The organism is Celeribacter marinus (assembly GCF_965656515.1).
Classification (GTDB): Bacteria; Pseudomonadota; Alphaproteobacteria; order Rhodobacterales; family Rhodobacteraceae; genus Celeribacter; species Celeribacter marinus_D.
In genome coordinates this window covers 13,122-31,872 of the sequence record NZ_CBFHKW010000018.1, presented here as the reverse complement: position 1 = coordinate 31,872, position 18,751 = coordinate 13,122, and the positions used below count along the sequence as shown (strand labels likewise).

General features: G+C 57.2%; 14 protein-coding genes and 1 pseudogene. 6 read left to right on the top strand and 9 right to left on the bottom strand.

Going from position 1 to position 18,751, the window contains the following annotated elements:
* The coding region (locus ACTG34_RS06080; RefSeq protein WP_439104084.1) for an efflux RND transporter permease subunit at nt 1-2,491 on the top strand (2,491 nt) is incomplete at its 5' end.
* Between the two features lie 74 nt (nt 2,492-2,565).
* Here the strand turns inward: ACTG34_RS06080 and dusA are convergent.
* Nucleotides 2,566-3,546 carry a tRNA dihydrouridine(20/20a) synthase DusA gene (dusA, locus tag ACTG34_RS06075; RefSeq protein ID WP_439104083.1) on the bottom strand — a complete coding sequence of 327 codons (981 nt, stop codon included), beginning with the start codon at nt 3,544-3,546 and terminating at the stop codon, nt 2,566-2,568.
* A gap of 1,373 nt (nt 3,547-4,919) precedes the next feature.
* Between dusA and ACTG34_RS06070 the strand changes: the two genes are divergently transcribed.
* Nucleotides 4,920-6,779, top strand: a complete 1,860-nt coding sequence (locus ACTG34_RS06070) for a type I secretion protein (RefSeq protein ID WP_439104082.1) — start codon at nt 4,920-4,922, stop codon at nt 6,777-6,779.
* A 41-nt stretch (nt 6,780-6,820) separates the two neighbouring features.
* Here ACTG34_RS06070 and ACTG34_RS06065 read toward each other — a convergent pair whose 3' ends face one another.
* Both ACTG34_RS06065 and aroQ read right to left on the bottom strand, forming a co-directional pair.
* Nucleotides 6,821-7,855 carry a Gfo/Idh/MocA family protein gene (locus tag ACTG34_RS06065; protein WP_439104081.1) on the bottom strand — a complete coding sequence of 345 codons (1,035 nt, stop codon included), beginning with the start codon at nt 7,853-7,855 and terminating at the stop codon, nt 6,821-6,823.
* Nucleotides 7,856-7,933: 78 nt separating this feature from the next.
* Nucleotides 7,934-8,368: a type II 3-dehydroquinate dehydratase gene (gene aroQ, locus ACTG34_RS06060; RefSeq protein WP_062214973.1), complete on the bottom strand. Its 435-nt coding sequence runs from the start codon at nt 8,366-8,368 to the stop codon at nt 7,934-7,936.
* Between the two features lie 372 nt (nt 8,369-8,740).
* On the opposite strand from aroQ, the gene ACTG34_RS06055 reads away from it, so the two are divergent.
* The 4 genes and pseudogenes from ACTG34_RS06055 (at nt 8,741) to ACTG34_RS06040 (ending at nt 11,144) form a co-directional block, all read left to right on the top strand.
* A complete protein-coding gene (locus ACTG34_RS06055) occupies nt 8,741-9,586 on the top strand; it encodes a shikimate dehydrogenase family protein (protein ID WP_439104080.1) in 846 nt (281 codons plus the stop codon).
* Nucleotides 9,587-9,851: 265 nt separating this feature from the next.
* Nucleotides 9,852-10,157, top strand: a complete 306-nt coding sequence (locus ACTG34_RS06050; protein ID WP_439104079.1) for a hypothetical protein — start codon at nt 9,852-9,854, stop codon at nt 10,155-10,157.
* Nucleotides 10,158-10,172: 15 nt separating this feature from the next.
* A pseudogene (locus tag ACTG34_RS06045) lies at nt 10,173-10,406 on the top strand (3-keto-5-aminohexanoate cleavage protein); the annotation flags it as partial.
* Between the two features lie 42 nt (nt 10,407-10,448).
* On the top strand, nt 10,449-11,144 hold the full coding sequence (locus ACTG34_RS06040) for a 4-hydroxyphenylpyruvate dioxygenase family protein (RefSeq protein ID WP_439104078.1): 696 nt from the start codon (nt 10,449-10,451) through the stop codon (nt 11,142-11,144).
* Between the two features lie 20 nt (nt 11,145-11,164).
* On the opposite strand, the gene ade is transcribed toward ACTG34_RS06040, so the two are convergent.
* The 6 genes from ade to uxaC form a co-directional block, all read right to left on the bottom strand.
* On the bottom strand, nt 11,165-12,859 hold the full coding sequence (ade, locus tag ACTG34_RS06035) for an adenine deaminase (protein ID WP_439104077.1): 1,695 nt from the start codon (nt 12,857-12,859) through the stop codon (nt 11,165-11,167).
* 21 nt (nt 12,860-12,880) lie between these two features.
* The gene (locus ACTG34_RS06030; RefSeq protein WP_439104076.1) at nt 12,881-13,846 is read right to left on the bottom strand and encodes an NAD(P)-dependent oxidoreductase; all 966 of its coding nucleotides are present in this window, start codon (nt 13,844-13,846) and stop codon (nt 12,881-12,883) included.
* A 172-nt stretch (nt 13,847-14,018) separates the two neighbouring features.
* The gene (locus ACTG34_RS06025; protein ID WP_439104075.1) at nt 14,019-15,470 is read right to left on the bottom strand and encodes a mannitol dehydrogenase family protein; all 1,452 of its coding nucleotides are present in this window, start codon (nt 15,468-15,470) and stop codon (nt 14,019-14,021) included.
* A 62-nt stretch (nt 15,471-15,532) separates the two neighbouring features.
* A complete protein-coding gene (kduD, locus tag ACTG34_RS06020; protein ID WP_439104074.1) occupies nt 15,533-16,276 on the bottom strand; it encodes a 2-dehydro-3-deoxy-D-gluconate 5-dehydrogenase KduD in 744 nt (247 codons plus the stop codon).
* Nucleotides 16,277-16,286: 10 nt separating this feature from the next.
* On the bottom strand, nt 16,287-17,111 hold the full coding sequence (gene kduI, locus ACTG34_RS06015) for a 5-dehydro-4-deoxy-D-glucuronate isomerase (RefSeq protein ID WP_439104097.1): 825 nt from the start codon (nt 17,109-17,111) through the stop codon (nt 16,287-16,289).
* A gap of 49 nt (nt 17,112-17,160) precedes the next feature.
* Nucleotides 17,161-18,570, bottom strand: coding sequence for a glucuronate isomerase (uxaC, locus tag ACTG34_RS06010; protein WP_439104073.1), 1,410 nt, complete (start codon nt 18,568-18,570; stop codon nt 17,161-17,163).
* Nucleotides 18,571-18,751 lie beyond the last annotated feature (181 nt).

The window sequence follows — 18,751 nt, the reverse complement described above, 5'->3', positions numbered from 1 at the left end:
AGGCCCGATGGCGGCCTTTGTCGAAGCGGCCAAACGCATGTTCTGGCCGATTGTGTCCTCCACCGCGACAACCCTATGCGCCTTTTTGCCCATGCTGTTCTGGCCGGGTGTTGCGGGTGAGTTCATGGGCATGCTGCCCGTCACCATCATCTTTGTTCTGTCCGCGTCCCTCATTGTGGCGCTGGTCTACCTGCCCGTTATGGGCGGCGTTTCTGGCCGCATTGCGCGCGTGTTTGACCGCTTTTCGGCAGGCTTGCGCCGCACCACGCCGTATTGGGTGCGTTTCCTTTTGGTGATCCCTGCGGCCTATCTGGTGTTCATCGCGATGATGCAAACGCTGAACGCGGGCTATCTGTTTGGTAACACCGCACCGAGTGGCGCATGGGCGAGCTATCTTGGTCCGGTCTTGTTCCTGATCGGATCGTCTCTCTTTGGCATTACGCTATCTGCGGCACGCATTGAACGCACCAAAAAGAAAGTCGATAGCGGCTACAAACGCTCACCGTTTGGGTGGTTTACATGGGCCATCGCGGGCAATCCCGTCATGCCGGTTGTGACCATTATTGCAGTGGTCATCTCGGTTGTGAGTGTCTTTGGCTACTATGGCAAAAACAATGCCGGTATGGAGTTCTTCTCCGCCTCAGAGCCAGAACAAGCAATCGTCTACGTGCGCGCACGCGGCAACCTGTCGTTGGCCGAAAAAGACGCGCTTGTGGCACAGGCCGAACAAATCGTGCTGACACAGCGCGGCGTCGACAATGCCTTTGCCTTTGCGGGCGAAGGGGGATTGAACGCCAACACGGGCGGTGCGGCAGGCCCATCTGACACCATTGGCCAAATTCAGGTTGAATTGATCCCGTGGGAAGATCGTCCCGACGAGACGAAATCGACCAAACTGCTTGGCTTTATCCCGTGGGAAAACACCCATGTCGCCCCCGACTATGACGGCGATGTGGTGATTGCCGAACTCCAAGAACGGCTCAACGCCATTCCTGGAATATACGCCGAAATTTTGAACCTCGGCATGGGGCCAGCATCAGCCAAGCCGGTCCACTTGCGCCTCAAAAGCGACAACAGTGACGATCTGACCCGCGCCACCGAAATTGTCCGTGCCAAATACGAGGACATGCGCGGGTTGACCGATATCGAGGACACCCGCCCCCTGCCCGGCATTGATTGGCAGATCGACGTCGATGTCGAGAAAGCCGGACGCTTTGGCGCGGATGTGGCCACCGTTGGCGGAATGATCCAGTTGATCACACGCGGGATCATGCTCGATACCATGCGCGTGGATAGCTCGGATGAAGAAATCGAGATCCGTGTCCGCTTCCCCGAGGAGTACCGCGTGTTGTCGACCCTTGATACGCTCAAGGTACGCACCAAAGACGGGCTTGTCCCGCTTGCCAACTTCATCACCCGCGAACCCGTTGAAAAACTTGCCCAGATCGACCGTGCCGATCAAAAGCGCTATTATGACGTAAAAGCGGGCGTGGACGCCGACCTCAAAACCGATGACGGGATTGCAATCACCCCGACCGAACGCGTGGACACCCTCACCGAGTGGCTCACCACCGAGGCCGAATTGCCCGCCAGTGTTTCGTGGGAATGGACCGGAGACGATGAGGAACAACGCGAAACAGGCGCCTTCCTTGGCAAAGCCTTTGCGGCCGCTTTGGCGTTGATGTTCATCATCTTGCTGGCGCAGTTCAACAGTATCTATAACTCCGTTCTCGTGCTCTTGGCCGTTGTCATGTCCACGGCGGGTGTTCTCATCGGCTTGCTCGTGCGCGACATGGCGTTTGGTATGATTATGACGGGCACAGGCATTGTGGCGCTTGCGGGGATCGTGGTGAACAACAACATCGTTCTGATCGACACCTACCAAGAATACTCGCGCTACATGCCCAAGATCGAGGCGATCATTCGCACCGCAGAGGACCGTATTCGTCCCGTGCTTTTGACCACGATCACCACAATGGCGGGTCTGGCGCCGATGATGTTCGCGCTTTCGCTCGACTTCATCAACGGCGGCTATTCGATCAACTCGCCCACTGCGGAATTCTGGACCAACTTGGCCACGGCTGTGGTGTTTGGCCTCGGGATTGCAACGATTTTGACGCTGATCTTTACCCCTGCGATGCTCGCACTTCGGGTTTGGGCACGTGTCATTGTCCACCGCATCGTGATGACCGTGGCCAATCTTGTTGGCGCACGGTCGCGCACAGCAACGGACTACCGTTTGCACCGCGAAGCCCGCCGTACGCTCAACCCCGAGTTCGTTTGGACCACAGGGGCAAACGCATGGGGCAGCCCAGACTACGCGCCCGAGATGCCCGCAGATATCACCCCTGCGCCGCATGTCGAACAGGCAAGCGCGGATGTCGCGGTCACCTCCACGGCGGAGCTGCGCAAACGCGCACGCGCGCAAAACAAGGCGTCGAAAGTCTCAAAGGACGACACACCGTCCTCCGATATCAAGGCCGCCGAATAAGCCGCACACAACAACGCAAAACGCCCCCGAACTTTGGGGGCGTTTTGTATGTGCAAGGTGACGCAAAAGCGCGTCTATCCCTCGTTGGATGGCAAGGCCTCACGCACCAGATCGAAATTCGCCCCCTCGTGGTGGCCGCGCTCCGACAATATCCGTTTCCACCGCCGCGCGCCGCGCTGACCCGCGAACAAGCCCAGCATGTGGCGTGTGACCTGAGTGAGCTTGCCACCCGCCGCAATATGGCGCCCGATATGGTCCTCCATCGCCAACACAACATCCTCACGAGACAACGGCGCACGGTCCGCGCCAAACACCTGCGCATCGGCATCGCCCAAGATATCATAGGGCGTGTGATACGCCGCGCGCCCGACCATAACGCCGTCCATCGCGCCAAGGTGTTCGTGCACATGCGCCATCGTTGCGGTGCCACCATTGATCGACAGATGCATGTCAGGGAATTGCGCCTTCATGGTGTGGACAAGGTCGTAATCCAACGGCGGGATGTCGCGGTTCTCTTTGGGCGACAGCCCGTCAAGCCACGCTTTGCGCGCATGGATCTGCATACGGCTAATCCCAGCCGCGCGCATCGTGGCAATAAACGCTGGCAGCACCGCATGGGCCTCTTGATCATCCACACCAATGCGACATTTGACCGTCACGGGGATATCCCCCGCCGCCTCTTGCATTTCAGTGACGCAGGCCGCCACCACATCCGGCGATTTCATCAAGATCGCACCAAACGCGCCCGACTGTACACGATCGGACGGACAGCCCACGTTGAGGTTCACCTCGTCGTAGCCCTCATCGACACACATCGTCGTTGCCGCCCGCAGCTCCGCCGGATCAGACCCCCCAAGCTGCACCGCAACAGGATGCTCAACCGCGTTAAACGCAATCAAATGACGCGCCCCGCCGCGCACAAGCGCGGGTGCCGTCACCATCTCCGTATACAAGAGCGCGTGATGCGACAAAACGCGGTGGAACACCCGACAATTTCGATCAGTCCAATCCATCATCGGGGCAACGCTTAGGCGCGCAGATTTTTCTAGTTTCATTGCAAACACTTACGGCAAATATTTCGGTTCATAGCACCCGCAATGTCGACAAAGCCACATGTAGCACTGTGAATGTACGGCTGTTTTGACATCCCTATCAGGACTTCGGCGGGGATGCACCCCTACGCAGATCGCCCGCACAAGACATAGGGCCGACCCACATCTCGCGCATATGTCCGGGGACATTCGGCAAGGGCGTGAAACCCTCGGCCCGCCCTTGATTAACCCTAGATGCACATTTTTTGGGCGAATTTGACGATAGTCCCGCGAGATCGCACAGATCGAGTCGGGGAAAACGAATCATATATCCTTTAGGGTTTTAAAAAAATTCCAACGGATATTCTGTTTTATCTATCTGTCATGTTTTCAAAATCTAAATGTGGGCGAGATCGCTAAAAAGAAGCCCAGTCACGCTTCAGCGTCAAAATCATACCAAAGATCCACCCCCGCCTAGGTTCAAAAAAATACAAAGTAGGTTAATCTAGGATCAAGCGCAGGACGTCAAAGACATCTTGTGCCCCGCCCTCAAAACACAGGGCGTAGCGACCCGAACCAAACGCAAAGAACTTGCGTTAACAATATGTAAATTAACAAGTTTCGCACCGTTATTGCGGTTCGGGCAATCTAGGATCTAACGACTTTTCCATCTGCTCTTTTTGGCTGTGTGTGCCGATAACTTTCCAATTTCGGCAAGCCCATTCGCATGTCCACACGCCACCAAAAGCAGCCCGACACGACAAGAACCAAACTGAGATGTTCTGCGGTTGCACGCCGGTCATACACGCGGACGCACCACACAGATCGACACGGTAACGACACACACTAAGCCCGCGAAAGGACGCATGATGAGGCAGATTTTTGACCTGAACACCAAACATATCGCGTTCACACATATCGTCATTCGTCAAGTCTTTAGGGCTGCTCAATCGGGTATTGTCGCATCTGACACAACGCGCCGTCGGATACATGCATCCGCACCTCACCTATGCGCGGTGGTGTAACTCGAGAGCCATGATGATCCGCCTCATCCGCCCCCCGCCCTGACGCAGACCGCGTGACTGTGACCGCGTCCCTGTCTGGCCTGCATGCCTCGCGTGCGCCGCCCGACACACAAAACGGGTCACCGTCATAACGTCAACGGACGTTCCGTTTGGACGGCCCTCCGCCACGAGACTGGTTTCAGGACTGTGCCCCCTTTGGGCACCGCCCCCATCGTGCTGCGCGCATGTGAGTAAATTGGGCCAAAGGCCCGCACACGACGCCGCACGCACACCAGCTTCGCCCAGGTAGATCGCAGGCACACCATCCAATCCCCGTCCCACTGACGCTCGATCCTTTTGTGAGTTTTTAGTTCATTCGACGGAGGGCCAACTATGGTCATCACACTTAATCCCGCAGACCTCACCGGCGAAGCCGCGCAATCATCGCTGTTTGGCGGTAATGTTCTGGCCTCTCGCGGCGACCTTACGGGCGATGGATCCTATGCGCAGGCGATCGAGGCGTTAGGTGTGACAGACATACGCTACCCAGGTGGCGCGCTCACCGAATACATGTTCGATATCGCAAACCCAGACGCGGATTACGTCATTGATCCCAGCACGGGCGAGACGATCCCGTTCATTCCAATCTCTGACTTCATGGCCTATGCCTCGGACAATGGCCACACGGTGACAATCGTCGTGCCGGTCAACAAAAACCTTGGCGATGAGGTTGACGCGAATGGCAATCGTTTTGCCCAGATCGACGAGGTCGCGCTGCGCACGTTTATCAATGATGTCTCGTCAGGCGTGTACGGCGATGCCGAGATTTCAGCGTTTGAGATTGGCAACGAATACTGGGGATGCGGCGCTATGACCTCGGTCGAATATGGTCGCGTGGCCTCCCAGATGAGTGAGATCATCAGCGACGAATTGGACACCGTCATCACACAGGGCGGCGGTGACACGAGCGAAATCGATGTCGTTTTTCAAATGGGCTACAACTACGGCGATGCACGGTTGTCCGACGCCTATGACGGATGGTCGGCCGAAGATACCATTGAGGATCTCGCGCTGCGCTATCCTGATGCGGGCATCAATGACGGCTTTATCTACGCAAGCGGCAATATAAACTGGGGCGGGATCAACAATGCGCTGGTTCAGGCCGAGTTTGACGCCGATGAAGCGGCAGCAGCGGACGGTATTGTCTCGCACTTGTATTCGCGCGGCGCGGATCAACCGCATACCCGCACGGGTGATTTACGCATGATCGAAGAGCAATGGCTCGACAAAGACGGCTTTGAACACCTCAAGGTTTATATCACGGAATGGAACCAGAAATCCGTTGCAGATCTTGATAAACTCACGGACTACGGCCTCTACCAAGCACATGAAATGCTCAATATTGTCGAAGAGTTCATGGCCTATGACGTCGAAGTCGCGCATGTGTGGCCCCTGATCCAGAACACCAAGAACCCGCTTGCAACCGGATTTGAGTATGACGAGAAAAGCCCCGCCGGTGAGATGTTTACGATGATGTCGCAAACGCTTCCGGGCAAATCAATGATCGACTTTGCGCCCGTGGCCCATGACAGCGAATTCAAAGCGGGCGATGTCGACGTTCACGGCTTTGCTGGTGATGACCAACTTGTGTTCTATATCGCATCCAATTCGCAGACAGAGAGCACCTCGACAGATATTGATATCTCACAGCTCGTGGCCGCATTTGGAACAATCGAGACAACACGTTTGGGGGTCGATGATGGCGACCTTCCCGGCAGCACGCTGTCCTCGCCAAATGTCGAGCGCCTTGACCAATCCGAAATTTACGAGGACGGCTTTTTGACCGCAGATTTGCAGCCCGGAGAAATCTTGCAGGTGGTGATGACCAACGTTGTGCCGACCGATGACTTTGCCGACACGTTCAATGCCGCAAATAGTGCGGGCGCGAGTATGAACGCCGCAACGCTTCTCGACGATTTGATCGATGAGGCAAGTCAGTGGGATGCTGAACCCTCACAGGACGCTCAGCCCGCCGACCTGACAAGCATACCGCCTGCGCCACACGCCTTTGCCATGTCGCTTTTGGCGGTGGACGATATCCCAACCGTCGACCTGCCCACACCCGATGACGAACCCTACCTTGATCCGGTCGAAGACGAGGACGATCCTGTTGGCCGCGCCCTTGAGGCGTCTGGTGGATCGGGGATCGCGATGGCCTTTTTGCCACTGCTCGCCCTTCTTGGCATTGGTTGAACCTGTGACGCCCCCTCATTCGGGGCGTCGCTCTGAAACGACTAGGCGGCGATGTGTACCGTTTGTCCTGTGGCGGCTGAGCGCTTCACCGCTTCGATCACTTCGACCGCCGCCAACCCATCCGCACCACTCACAAGCGGCGCGTCCTCCCCACGGATCACGCGTCCGAAATGAGCCGCCTGTAACACCAACGGATCATCAAACTCAAAGATCGGTTTGGTCATCGTGATTGGATCCCACCATCCCTTCTCGCCCGCATGCGACCACAGCGCGAGATTTGGAAGTGCCAAGGAGCCTTCTGTGCCCCCAATCCAGTAGCAATTCTCGGACGTGGCCGCGTAATGTGCGTTTTCTCGCGCGGTCAATTCCCACGACCACGGCGCCGCCGCAGCGTCCGACACATTCACAGTTCCAAGCAATCCAGAGCGGAATTTGAGCAAGATCACAGCCGTTTCTTCGACCTCATGTCCACGCACAAAGTTGCTTTCCATCGCGTGCACGCTTTCAATCGGGCCGCACAGCGCATGGAGCACGTCGATATCGTGGATGAGGTTCAGATACACCGGCCCCGCGCCCTTGTGCCGCCGCCAGTCCACCTCGAAATAGGGATCGGGTTTGAGGAACCACGTCTGCGCCTGCACCGCCGTCAATGTCCCAAGTGCGCCAGATTTCACAACCTCAACCGCCTTTGTTATCAACGGGTTATGGCGGCGGTGATGACCCGTCAAAAGTGCGACACCTGCCGCCTGTGCTGCCGCTAAAACCGCGCGTCCCTCAGCCACATCGGTGGTAAACGGCTTTTCAACCAGCGCGGGCATCCCCGCCGCAACACAGGCGAGCGCCGTCTCCCCATGAACCGTGTTGGGCACCGCAAGGATCACCCCATCCGCGACATTGGCGGCAAACATGGCGTCGAGTGTCGCATACCACGCCACATTCATCTCAACGGCAAAGGCGCGCCCTGAATCCGTTGGATCAACAATGGCCGATAGCTCAACATCCTTAGCCGCCACTATAGCCGTGGCGTGACGTTTTCCAATCAGGCCCGCACCCGCAACGGCAATCCGCGTGCTCATGTGTCTGTCTCCCTCATATCCCGTTCCCACACGCTAAAGCATGGGGCAAATAACCCAAGGACCAAAATGCGCCCGCTCTTAGATCAATGTGCCCATATGTTGCGTGGCCAAAGCATATCCATTCACGCCAAAGCCCGCCATCACAGCGTCCGCGCGCATCGAAATGTAGGAATGATGGCGAAAGGACTCGCGTTTGTGAACCTGTGAAATGTGCAGCTCAATCACTGGCCCCTCAAAGGTATTCAAAGCATCTAGAACCGCCACAGAGGTGTGTGTATATGCGCCCGCATTAAGAATAATCCCCGCCGCGTGCTCGCGCGCCTCATGGATAAAATCGACCAAGCCACCCTCATAGTTGGATTGCATCATCTTGACCGCAAACCCGCCCGTTTTAGCGACATCCGCACACATACGTTCGACATCGTCGAGCGTGTCATGGCCGTAGATATCGGGCTGGCGTTTGCCAAGCAGGTTCAAATTCGGGCCGTTCATAATATAGATGGTCTTGGTCATCTGGTCTGTCCTTTTTCGGATCGCGAGAAAGCTTGGGCATGGCGAGACATCCCGCCCTACAAAAGCTGCCTTATGGATATGACCGATTAGGCGCAGTCGCGCTAGTGGCGGATACGCACGCGGGGTGTGTTTTTGATCCTGTAGCGCTACGATTCGACGTAGAATGAGCCGCTATGCGTGATGGGTTGCGTTGAACATGTTCTTTAGAAACGCTGCGTATCCATATGTTTTATATTCAAATTGCAATGCTACTGGCTATGAATAGCCTGCGCTAAACCATCGCTCCATCAAAACCGTTGCGTTCATCCAAATTTCTCGTCAGCTTGCGCATACCGCGCCGCGCGCGCCCTGAATTTCGTGTGAGGACACCCCATGGCACAGATCCAACTCGGCCTGATTGGCGACAATATCAAGGCGTCCCGCGCGCCAAACCTGCATCACTTTTGCGGTGAAATGACCGGTTTGGATGTCGACTATCAGCGCCTCATTCCAGCCGATTTGGGCACCGACTTTGACACCACATTTGCCAATGCCTTGAACGGCGGCTATCGCGGTCTCAACATCACATTGCCATACAAAGAGCGCGTGGTCACAAAGCTGACGATCAATGATCCCGACATTGCGCGGATCGGCGCGTGCAATACGGTTTTGTTCACCGAGGACGGCCCAAAGGGCTACAATACGGATTTCAGCGGCTTTATCGCGGGGTTTCGCGACACACTTGGCGATATTGCACCGGGGCGCGTGGTCATGTTCGGCGCGGGCGGCGTGGGCAAAGCGGTGGCATTCGGCCTCAAACGCCTGAATGCCTCACAGATCATCCTGATCGACCCCGACACGACCAAAGCCCAAGAGTTGGCGGATGCACTCAACGCCTCGCACGACGCCTCTAACAACGGCGTCACATTGGCGCGCGTGGGCACCCTTGACGATCTTGCACGCGCAGATGGCGTGATCAACTGCACCCCCCTTGGCATGGTCGGCTACGGCGGATCACCCGTACCAGAGGACGCATTTCCGGCCGCCACATGGGCCTTCGATGCGGTCTATACCCCCGTAAATACGCCATTCAAAGCACAAGCAGAGGCCGCGGGCGCTGCGTTTATGTCAGGGTATGAGCTGTATTATTGGCAAGGCGTCGATGCCTACGAGATCTTCACGGGCGTCAAGATCACCGATCACGCCACCCTACGTGCGCACCTCCTAAAAACGGCGTAACCCAAACATAGTATCAATCTATGGCGGCAGGTTCACATTGGGCCTGCCCGTTTAGGTGCGCCGCGGCGCACGACCGTGATCGACGTGGCGATGATCAACAATCCGCCCCCCAGACCAACGCCTTGGAACACCCTCGAGATCTCTTCACCCAAAGGGTTATCAGTCACGTTTCTTCCAGCCAAAACCACATCGGCTGCGCATTTGAATTCAATGGGATATTTGCAAATTTGCGGATATAATCCAGTCAAACGCGCCGCACATCGATGTGGGCCTTGAATACCTGTCGCGCCATTTTCGCAATATGCCCGGTGAGGGGGTTTTAGACATCGTGTCTTTCGTGCGCGCGGTCATGGCCACAGGTTACGCAGGGCCGCTGTCTCTCGAGATACTCAACGATCAGTTTCGCGGTGGATCGGCGCGTGTGATTGCCGCGGACGGACACCGCTCCCTCGTCAAACTGATGGATGATTTGCGCCGAATTGAGCCGAACCTTGATCTCGATTTGCCAGCCATGCCTGCGCCTGTGGACGTGCGCGGCGTCGAGTTTGTCGAAATCGCGGCCAACGAATAGGAGGCCGCAACCCTTGGTAAGATGTTGCATACACTTGGCTTTTCGCGCTCGGGTCAACACATCCACAAAGCGGTGAGCCTATGGACACAAGGCGGCATCAACATCGTGATCAACACCGAACAAGAGGGATTTGCCCACTCTGCCTATGTCATGCACGGCACATGTGTGTGCGATGTGGGGCTCAACGTTGCAGATGCGCAGGCCGCCAAATCCCGCGCCCAAGCGCTCGGCGCGAACCTGTTCTCATAGCGCCTTGGCGAGGGCGAACTCAATATCCCCGCCGTGCGCGGCGTGGGCGGATCAGTCCTGCACCTGCTCGACAAATCGTCCAATCTGGCACAGGTTTGGGATCAGGAATTCACGCAATTGGTCGACAAAGACGCCAAACCTGTGGGCCTGACACGCATCGACCATTTTGCAGAAACCATGAAACACAACGAGATGTTGACGTGGACCTTGTTTTACACGTCGATTTTCAATCTGGAACGCATGCCACAGGTGGATGTCGCCGATCCGGGCGGCGTGGTTCACAGCCGCGCTATCCAAAGTCCGGACGGCGCATTCCGCCTGACCATGAACGGTGTGGAGAGCCACCGCACCTTTGCGGGTCGCTTTGTCGCCGACAGTTTCCGCTCCTCCGTGCAACACATCGCCCTAGAGACGGACGATATTTTTGCAACGGCCAAGGCGCTTGCCGACAACGGGTTTGAAAGCCTGCCGATGTTTGAAAACTACTACGGCGAACTGGCCGCGCGCGCAGATGTAGACGCGGACAAACTGGCCGTGATGCAAGCGCACAATATCCTGTATGACGAAGACGAGGACGGCGCGTTTCTACAAATGTATTCAAAACCTTACGGCGAAGGTTTCTTTTTCGAAATCGTCCAGCGCGTCGGTGGATATGACGGGTACGGCGCAGTCAACGCCTCGGCGCGCACTGCCGCCCTCAAACGTCTGTCGCGCCCCGCAGGCATGCCGCGCACCTAAACTGCGGCGCGCCCGCGTGCCTAGCTGATAATCTCGAACTTGTGCACATCGACCATGCCACGGTCGGTGATTTTGAGCGCGGGGATCACGGGCAAAGCCAGAAACGCCAGTTGCAAAAACGGCTCTTCCAGTGTGACACCCAATGTTCGGGCCGCCGCGCGCAAGTCGACAAGTTGGGCATGAACCGTCTCGAACGGCTCAAGGCTCATCAACCCCGCCACGGGCAGCGCAAGTTCGGCCAAAACCTTGCCATCGCGCACGACAACAAACCCGCCTTCGATCTCGCTCATACGGTTTGCGGCGATGGCCATATCGGCGTAATCGACGCCAACACAGGCGATATTGTGATGGTCGTGACAGACGGTCGAGGCAATTGCGCCCGCCGTCATTCCAAAGCCTTTGACAAAGCCGCTTGCGATATTGCCGTTTTTGCCGTGACGCTCGATCACGGTGATGCGTGTGAGGTCGCGGACGGGATCAGGGCGCTTGTCACCATCCACAATGGGGATCGTTTCGATCAGGTGTTCGGTGATGATCTTTCCCTCAAGAATGCCGATCACATCCGTTTGTTCGCGGTTGCCGCCCGAGCGAAAACTTTCCGCTACAACACGTGGGGCCTGAACTGAATTGCGCGCCACAGGCGGCAAGATATCGCGCGCGGCAAATGCGGCGTCTGTGACCTCGACCCCGCCCGCAAACACCATCGACGCGTTGCAGTCTTCCAAACTGTCGATCACCACAATATCGGCGCGTTTGGATGGCGCGATCATGCCGCGATCTTTAAGGCCGAACGCCTCCGCCCCTGACAAGGTTGCAGCGCGGTACACGGCCAAAGGCGAACAGCCAAGCGCGATCAATGTGCGGATCATGTGATCCAGATGGCCGGATTCCGCGATATCAAGCGGGTTGCGATCATCGGTACACAGGCACATGTAGGCCGAGGTCAGATCGGTCAACACCGGATGCAGCGCATGCAAGTCTTTGGACACCGATCCCTCACGGATCAGCACCCGCATCCCCTTGCGCAGCTTTTCGCGCGCCTCCTGCGCCGTTGTGGCCTCGTGTTCGGTGCGGATCCCTGCGGCGATATAGGCATTGAGATCACGCCCCGACAGTTGTGGGCAATGCCCGTCAATATGCGCGTCCTCAAACAGACGCAGCTTTTTCATCGCTTCGGGATCGCGGTGGATCACACCAGGGTAGTTCATGAATTCGGCCAGACCGATGGCGGACGGATGCCCCATGACCTGTTCCAAATCCCCCGCCAGTAGCGTGGCTCCTGCGGTTTCCATGTGGGTCGACGGCACGCAAGATGACAATTGCACACGGATATCCATCAAGGTGCGCTCTGACGCCGCCTGAAAATAGCGGATACCGTCCAGACCGATGACATTGGCAATCTCGTGGGGGTCACAAATGGCAGTCGTGACCCCGCGCGGCGTCACACAGCGGTCAAATTCAAACGGGGTGACAAGCGAGCTTTCGATGTGCAGATGTGTGTCAATGAACCCGGGCACAAGGATTTTACCCGTCACATCAATCTCGCGCAGGCCCGTGTAGCTGTCAAACACCCCCGCGATGCGGTCGCCACACATGGCCACGTCCCCGTGGATCAACTCACCCGTCATCAAATCAAAAATGCGGCCGCCTTTGAGCACAATATCAGCGGGGATATCACCGCGGGCTTGGGCAATGCGTGTGTCCAGATCGCTCATGTCGCACCTCGTGTCGTCGGGTTAGATGATACCGTCAATTTGCGTGTGGGGCAGCACTTCGTAGTCGCATGAAATCAATTTGCGCGCCCCTGCCAAATCGCTCAGTGGCATCATCCATACAACACGTTCGCCCAATGCAACAGCCGCTTGAGCCTGAATCATTGCATTCATCGTATCGGCGATGACCATCCGCTCGGCATCGCGCCGCGCCAGTTCTAGTAGCGCCGTGTCCTGCTTTCGGTGAATGACCAAATCCGCCTCTTGCAGACGCTGTACTGCGCGCAATGTCAACAAATCAGGCACCCGCGTCACATAGGGGACAAGGCTCAAGATCCCGTCCGTGCTTTGATCCGGCGCACCATTGCGACCAATGGCTGCGCCAATCAATTCGGAGGCTTCTATCTCGTGGCCGGTTGTGAACAGATGGCGCGGCGGTCCGGCAAAGACCCACCGCCAAAATCCGCGCCGCTGCTCCTTTGGGACCAAGCGGGCAACAGTGGGACGCAATCCACCCGCAAGACGCACAAAGCGCCCTAAATCAGGCTCAAGAATTTCCTCGATCCGCGTTTTGATCTGGCGCCCCAGAATAGGCGCGGCCCCTTCGGTACCGATCGCCACGACAAGCGGCGCACGATCCACGATCGAGGGCGTGTTGGCCTCACACAACTCGGGCTGATCCACCACATTCACCAAGGCGCGTGCATCGCGCACAATGGGATATAGGCTGGCATCAATCCCCGGACATCCCGTTGCGAGAAAGACCAAGGCCGCGCCCTCGAACGTGGCGGTCGTCAGTGCCCCGTTGACCAATTCGATCTCGCCAGACGTTACTAAGGCGCGCAATTCGCTGCATAAATCAGGCGCATGTACGGTGATGCGCGCGCTTGATTTGCGCAACAAACGGACCTTTTGTGCCGCTGTCTCGCCACCGCCCACGACCACGACATCACGGTCGCTCATTCTTAAAAACATCGGGAAAAAGTTCATGGCTCGCCTTGGGCAAAATGCATCTGTTCGCATAGAATTGACTGCGCCTATCGCTAATACAAGAGTTCGATGCTTAAAAAAGTCAGCGGTTTTGAGTTAACATCGCGAATGGGCATAAGGTTTTATCATAGGTCGATTTGGCAAAACGATGTGGTTGATCCTGCGTTCAACATTATGAAATCGCCCGTGCGACCATCGCACGCGCGCCGTGCGTCGCAAGTCCGGTATAGGCCTCTGTGACGGACGCAACAAAGACCGCATTGCCCGAGAGGGCCGCAGGAAAGATATCGCGTAGCCCCAAGAGATTTCGGACCTTATCGTGGGGCGCGGCGCCCGCATCCGACAATGCCTTAAGGCTCTGCGCCATGGGGTCACGCACATCAATCGGCGCGCCCGCATCATCGACACCACTCACATAGCGCATCCATGCCGCCACCGCGAGGATGAGCCCAGCCATAGGACGCCCTGCGTCAAGCCCCTCACCTACCTGTGTCAAAATGCGTTGCGGCAGCTTTTGCGACCCGTCCATGGCAATTTGCCACGTCAAATGACGGATTGCGGGGTTTTGGTAGCGCGCCAACAACGCATCCGCATAGGCGTGAAGATCAACACCCTCGGGCGGCGTCAAACCGGGGATAATCTCGTCGCGCCACAGCCCTTTGACAAAGGCGGCGTAATCGGGATCGGCCACAGTGTCCGATATCGTCTTAAGACCCCCCAGATATCCAAGATAGGCCAGCGACGAATGCGTACCATTGAGACAGCGCAACTTCATGTCCTCAAACGGCGTCACATTAGTGACCAATTGAACACCGACCGCGCCTAGATCAGGACGCACACCGTCCACAAAATCGTCTTCCACGACCCATTGACGGAACGGCTCCATCATCACGGGGGAGGCATCGTATTTGCCGATATCCGCCCCGAGTGCGTCGATATCCTCAGGCTTGGTTGCGGGCACAATGCGGTCCACCATCGTGGCGGGGAACCGACACTCAGCGGCGATCCAATCGCGCAGATCGCGATCAATCAGCTCCGCCAGCTCCAACACAACGCCGCGCACAACACGGCCATTATCCGGCAGATTATCGCAGGTCAGCACCGTAAAGGGACGCAGACCCGCTGCACGGCGGATGTCTAGCGCACGCACCAAAAACCCAAGCGCAGAGGCTGGGTTGGCGATATCGGCAAGGTCTTGTTGAATATCAGGATGATTTTGGTTGAGCCGCCCCGTGGATGGCTCGTGACAGTACCCTTTTTCCGTCACCGTGAGCGTGACGATTTTCACCGCCTCATCCGCCATCGCTGTGAGAACGGCGGCGGGATCGTGCGGGGCGACAAGCACGTCTTGGACGATCTCGACGTGGTGGGCAATGCGGCCAGTTGGGGCCAGTTCAAGCACGGTATAGGCACAACCTTGTGGTTTAAGGCGCTCCGCCTGTGTCGGACTTTTGAGCGACACGCCGATAATGCCCCAGTCACCCCCTGATTTCGCCATCGCCTCGGCGATGTAAATCGCACCATGGGCACGGTAAAACGCACCAAGACCAAGGTGGATCACACCCACGGCGGGTTTGGGCGCGTCTGTGCGCGACAAGCGTGGCAAAGTGGTGACATCAGTCATTGGCGAGGCCTTTAAAACAGAGAACCCCGCGCCCGCCCTATGCGGCAAGCACGGGTATAGAGTTAGCGCGCGAGCCAACCGCCATCGACGTTGAGCACAGCGCCCGTGACGTATTTGGCAGCCTTGGAACACAGGTAAGCAGCGGTGCCGCCGATGTCCTCAGGATCGCCCCAACGGCCCGCAGGAATACGCGCCAGAATTGCCGCATTGCGATCCTCATCGGCGCGCAGCGCCTCGGTGTTGTTGGTGGCGATATACCCCGGCGCGATGGCGTTGACGGTGATCCCCTTGGCCGCCCATTCGTTGGCGAGGATTTTGGTGATCCCTGCCACCGCGTGTTTTGACGCCGTATAGGCGGGCACGCGAATGCCGCCCTGAAACGACAAGAGCGAGGCGATGTTCACCACCGCACCACCTTTGCCCTGTGCGATCAATTCGCGGCCAAATGCCTGACAGGTAAAGAACAATGCCTTTTGGTTTACGTCGATCACCGCGTCCCAGTCTTCCTCGCAGTAGTCCACGCTATCGGCGCGGCGGATGATCCCCGCGTTATTCACAAGGATATCGATCCCTGCGCCTATGAACACATCCTTGGCGGCCATTGGATCGGCGAAATCAAGCAACAGGCTCTCCCCGCTGCCGCCCGCCGCCGCAATCGATGCCACGGTCTCGTCACAGGTCCGGCGTCCGGCACAGATCACATGCGCGCCTTGAGCGCCAAGGGCCACCGCAATGGCCTGTCCAATGCCCGTGTTGGCACCGGTTACGAGAGCACGGCGGCCCGTGAGAGAAAACAGATCAGACATCATAGCCCCCTTAGCGCAGCTCGGACGGTTGGACAAAATCCATGTCCGTATAGTCGACATTGTCGCCCGCCATGGCCCAGATAAAGGTGTATTTACCAATGCCAGCACCCGAGTGGATCGACCATGTGGGCGACACAATGGCCTCCTCGTTGGCAACGAACATGTGGCGGGTTTCTTGTGGCTCACCCATCAGGTGCAACACGCGGCTCGCCTCGTCCATGCCCCAATACAGATAGGCCTCCATACGGCGATCATGCACGTGCGCAGGCATGGTGTTCCAAACCGAGCCCTCGTCGAGCGCGGTATAGCCCAACACCAACTGACAGCTCTGCATCACGAGCGGATGGATGAACTGGTTGATCGTGCGTTTGTTAGAGGTCGCCGCATCGCCCAATTCCATTTTTGCCGCATCAGCAACCGTCACAAGGCGCGAGGGATACGCGTGATGCGCGGGGCAGGACGTGATGTAGAACCGCCCCTGCCCTGTGAACGTCACCGCCCCCGACCCCATGCCGATATAAAGCACATCGCCCTCGTTCATGGCGAAGCTCTCGCCCCCCGCCTCGACCGTGCCCGCACCGCCAATGTTGACGATGCCCATCTCGCGCCGCTCAAGGAAAGTCGCGGTACGGGTTTCTTCGACCTTATCAAGGGTGAGCGATCCGCCCGCAGGCACCGCACCGCCCACCGTAAAGCGGTCATAATGGGTGTAGACGAGGTTGATCTCACCCTCTTTGAACATCCCCTCGCACAAGAAATTGTCGCGCAGTCCCTGCGTGTCCATGCCCTTTGCATGATCGGGGTGAATGGCGTGGCGGGTCTCGACATTGAGGATGGTCATAGTATCGTCCTTTTGTATTAAATTCAGTAGCTTGGCGTAAAGATCAAAGCTTGTACGCCTCTTTTACCAATCGGTAGGTTAGATCATGTGCAACCTCATGGGCTTCACTCTCACCAAGCCGCCCCGTGGCCACCAGTTCGGCAAGATAGCCCGCATCAACGCGGCGCGCCACATCATGGCGCGCAGGGATCGAACAAAACGCACGCGTGTCATCGTTAAAGCCAACGGTGTTGTAAAACCCTGCCGTCTCCGTGACGTTTTCGCGAAACCGCTTCATGCCTTCATAGCTGTCAAAGAACCACCATGGCGGGCCGAGACGTAGCGCAGGATAGACCCCCGCAAGCGGAGCCAATTCGCGGCTTTGCGTGGTCTCATCAAGCATGAACAAAATAACACGAAGGTCTTTTTCCATTCCAACGGCTTGCAGCAACGGTTTGAGGTTGTTTACAAATTCCGTTTGCGAGGGAATATCGAAACCTTTGTCACGCCCGAACATCTGTGCCACTGGCCCAGAGTGATTGCGGTGAGCGCCCGCGTGGATTTGCATCGTCAACCCATCGTCGATCGACATCTTTGCCATCTCGGTCAGCATTTGACCGCGAAATGCATCGCGTTCATCGGCTGTGCCCTTGCCCGACAAAACGGTTTGGAACAATTGGGAGGCCTGCGCAGGATCGAGGTTCTCGGTGCGCGCGCTGGGGTGACCGTGATCCGAGGAGGTCACACGCCCGACCTGTTTGAAATAGGCGCGGCGCGCGCGGTGCGCATTGAGATAACCGGTCCATGACGCGGTGTCCTCCCCCGTCAATTCGCCCAGTTTGAGCACATTATCGGTAAAGCCCGCGAAATCGGGATCCACAACATCATCAGGACGGTAGGCGGAGATCACCGTGCCGTCCCAATCGCTGTCCGCAATTATCCGGTGATATTTCAGATCATCAAGTGCCATTTCCGTGGTTGAAATGGCCTCGATATTGAACCGCTCAAACAGGGCACGGGGCCGAAAGTCATCGGATTTCAAACAGGCGTCGATGTGATCGTAGTACTCGGTCGCGGTGTGCGGCCCGAACGGGATATCAAGGCCAAACACCTCTTGGAACGCATGTGTAAGCCACATGTTCGACGGCGTTCCGCGCAGCAGGTAAAAATGTTCTGCAAACACCGACCAGATTTTGCGCGGGTCTTGTTCCGTCTCACCCCCATCGGCACGCGGCACACCCAAGTGCGCCAGATCAACACCTTGGGAGCAATACATACGGAATACATAGTGATCGGGTGTCACGAACAGGCGCGCAGGGTCGGGAAAGTTCTCGTTGAGCGCAAACCAACGCGGATCCGTATGGCCATGGGGCGAAATGATCGGCAGGTCTTTGATGCCTGCATAGATATCACGCGCGAGACTGCGCACACGCCCGTCGACCGGAAAGAGCCTATCGTCGTTCAGCAGCGCCATGAGCATGTCTCTCCGTTGTATCCGTCTCAGCCCCGACACGCCCGCCACAAAATAGATTTGCGATTCTGGCGCGCTCCGTATAATCTAACGAACTAATATGCTAGACCGCCAATACAGTCAACGCGCCACGCACCCCACGCCTAACATTGCCATTCATGCCAAAAGTCGCTCATAAGAGTGC

Bases quoted from the DNA above. Each gene is read 5' to 3' on its own strand.
- uxaC (WP_439104073.1), bottom strand. From the start codon at position 18,570: ATGGCGCTGCTGAACGACGATAGGCTCTTTCCGGTCGACGGGCGTGTG.
- ACTG34_RS06025 (WP_439104075.1), bottom strand. From the start codon at position 15,470: ATGACTGATGTCACCACTTTGCCACGCTTGTCGCGCACAGACGCGCCC.
- ACTG34_RS06055 (WP_439104080.1), top strand. From the start codon at position 8,741: ATGGCACAGATCCAACTCGGCCTGATTGGCGACAATATCAAGGCGTCC.
- ACTG34_RS06070 (WP_439104082.1), top strand. From the start codon at position 4,920: ATGGTCATCACACTTAATCCCGCAGACCTCACCGGCGAAGCCGCGCAA.
- ade (WP_439104077.1), bottom strand. From the start codon at position 12,859: ATGAGCGATCTGGACACACGCATTGCCCAAGCCCGCGGTGATATCCCC.
- dusA (WP_439104083.1), bottom strand. From the start codon at position 3,546: ATGAAACTAGAAAAATCTGCGCGCCTAAGCGTTGCCCCGATGATGGAT.
- ACTG34_RS06065 (WP_439104081.1), bottom strand. From the start codon at position 7,855: ATGAGCACGCGGATTGCCGTTGCGGGTGCGGGCCTGATTGGAAAACGT.
- aroQ (WP_062214973.1), bottom strand. From the start codon at position 8,368: ATGACCAAGACCATCTATATTATGAACGGCCCGAATTTGAACCTGCTT.
- kduD (WP_439104074.1), bottom strand. From the start codon at position 16,276: ATGTCTGATCTGTTTTCTCTCACGGGCCGCCGTGCTCTCGTAACCGGT.
- ACTG34_RS06030 (WP_439104076.1), bottom strand. From the start codon at position 13,846: ATGAACTTTTTCCCGATGTTTTTAAGAATGAGCGACCGTGATGTCGTG.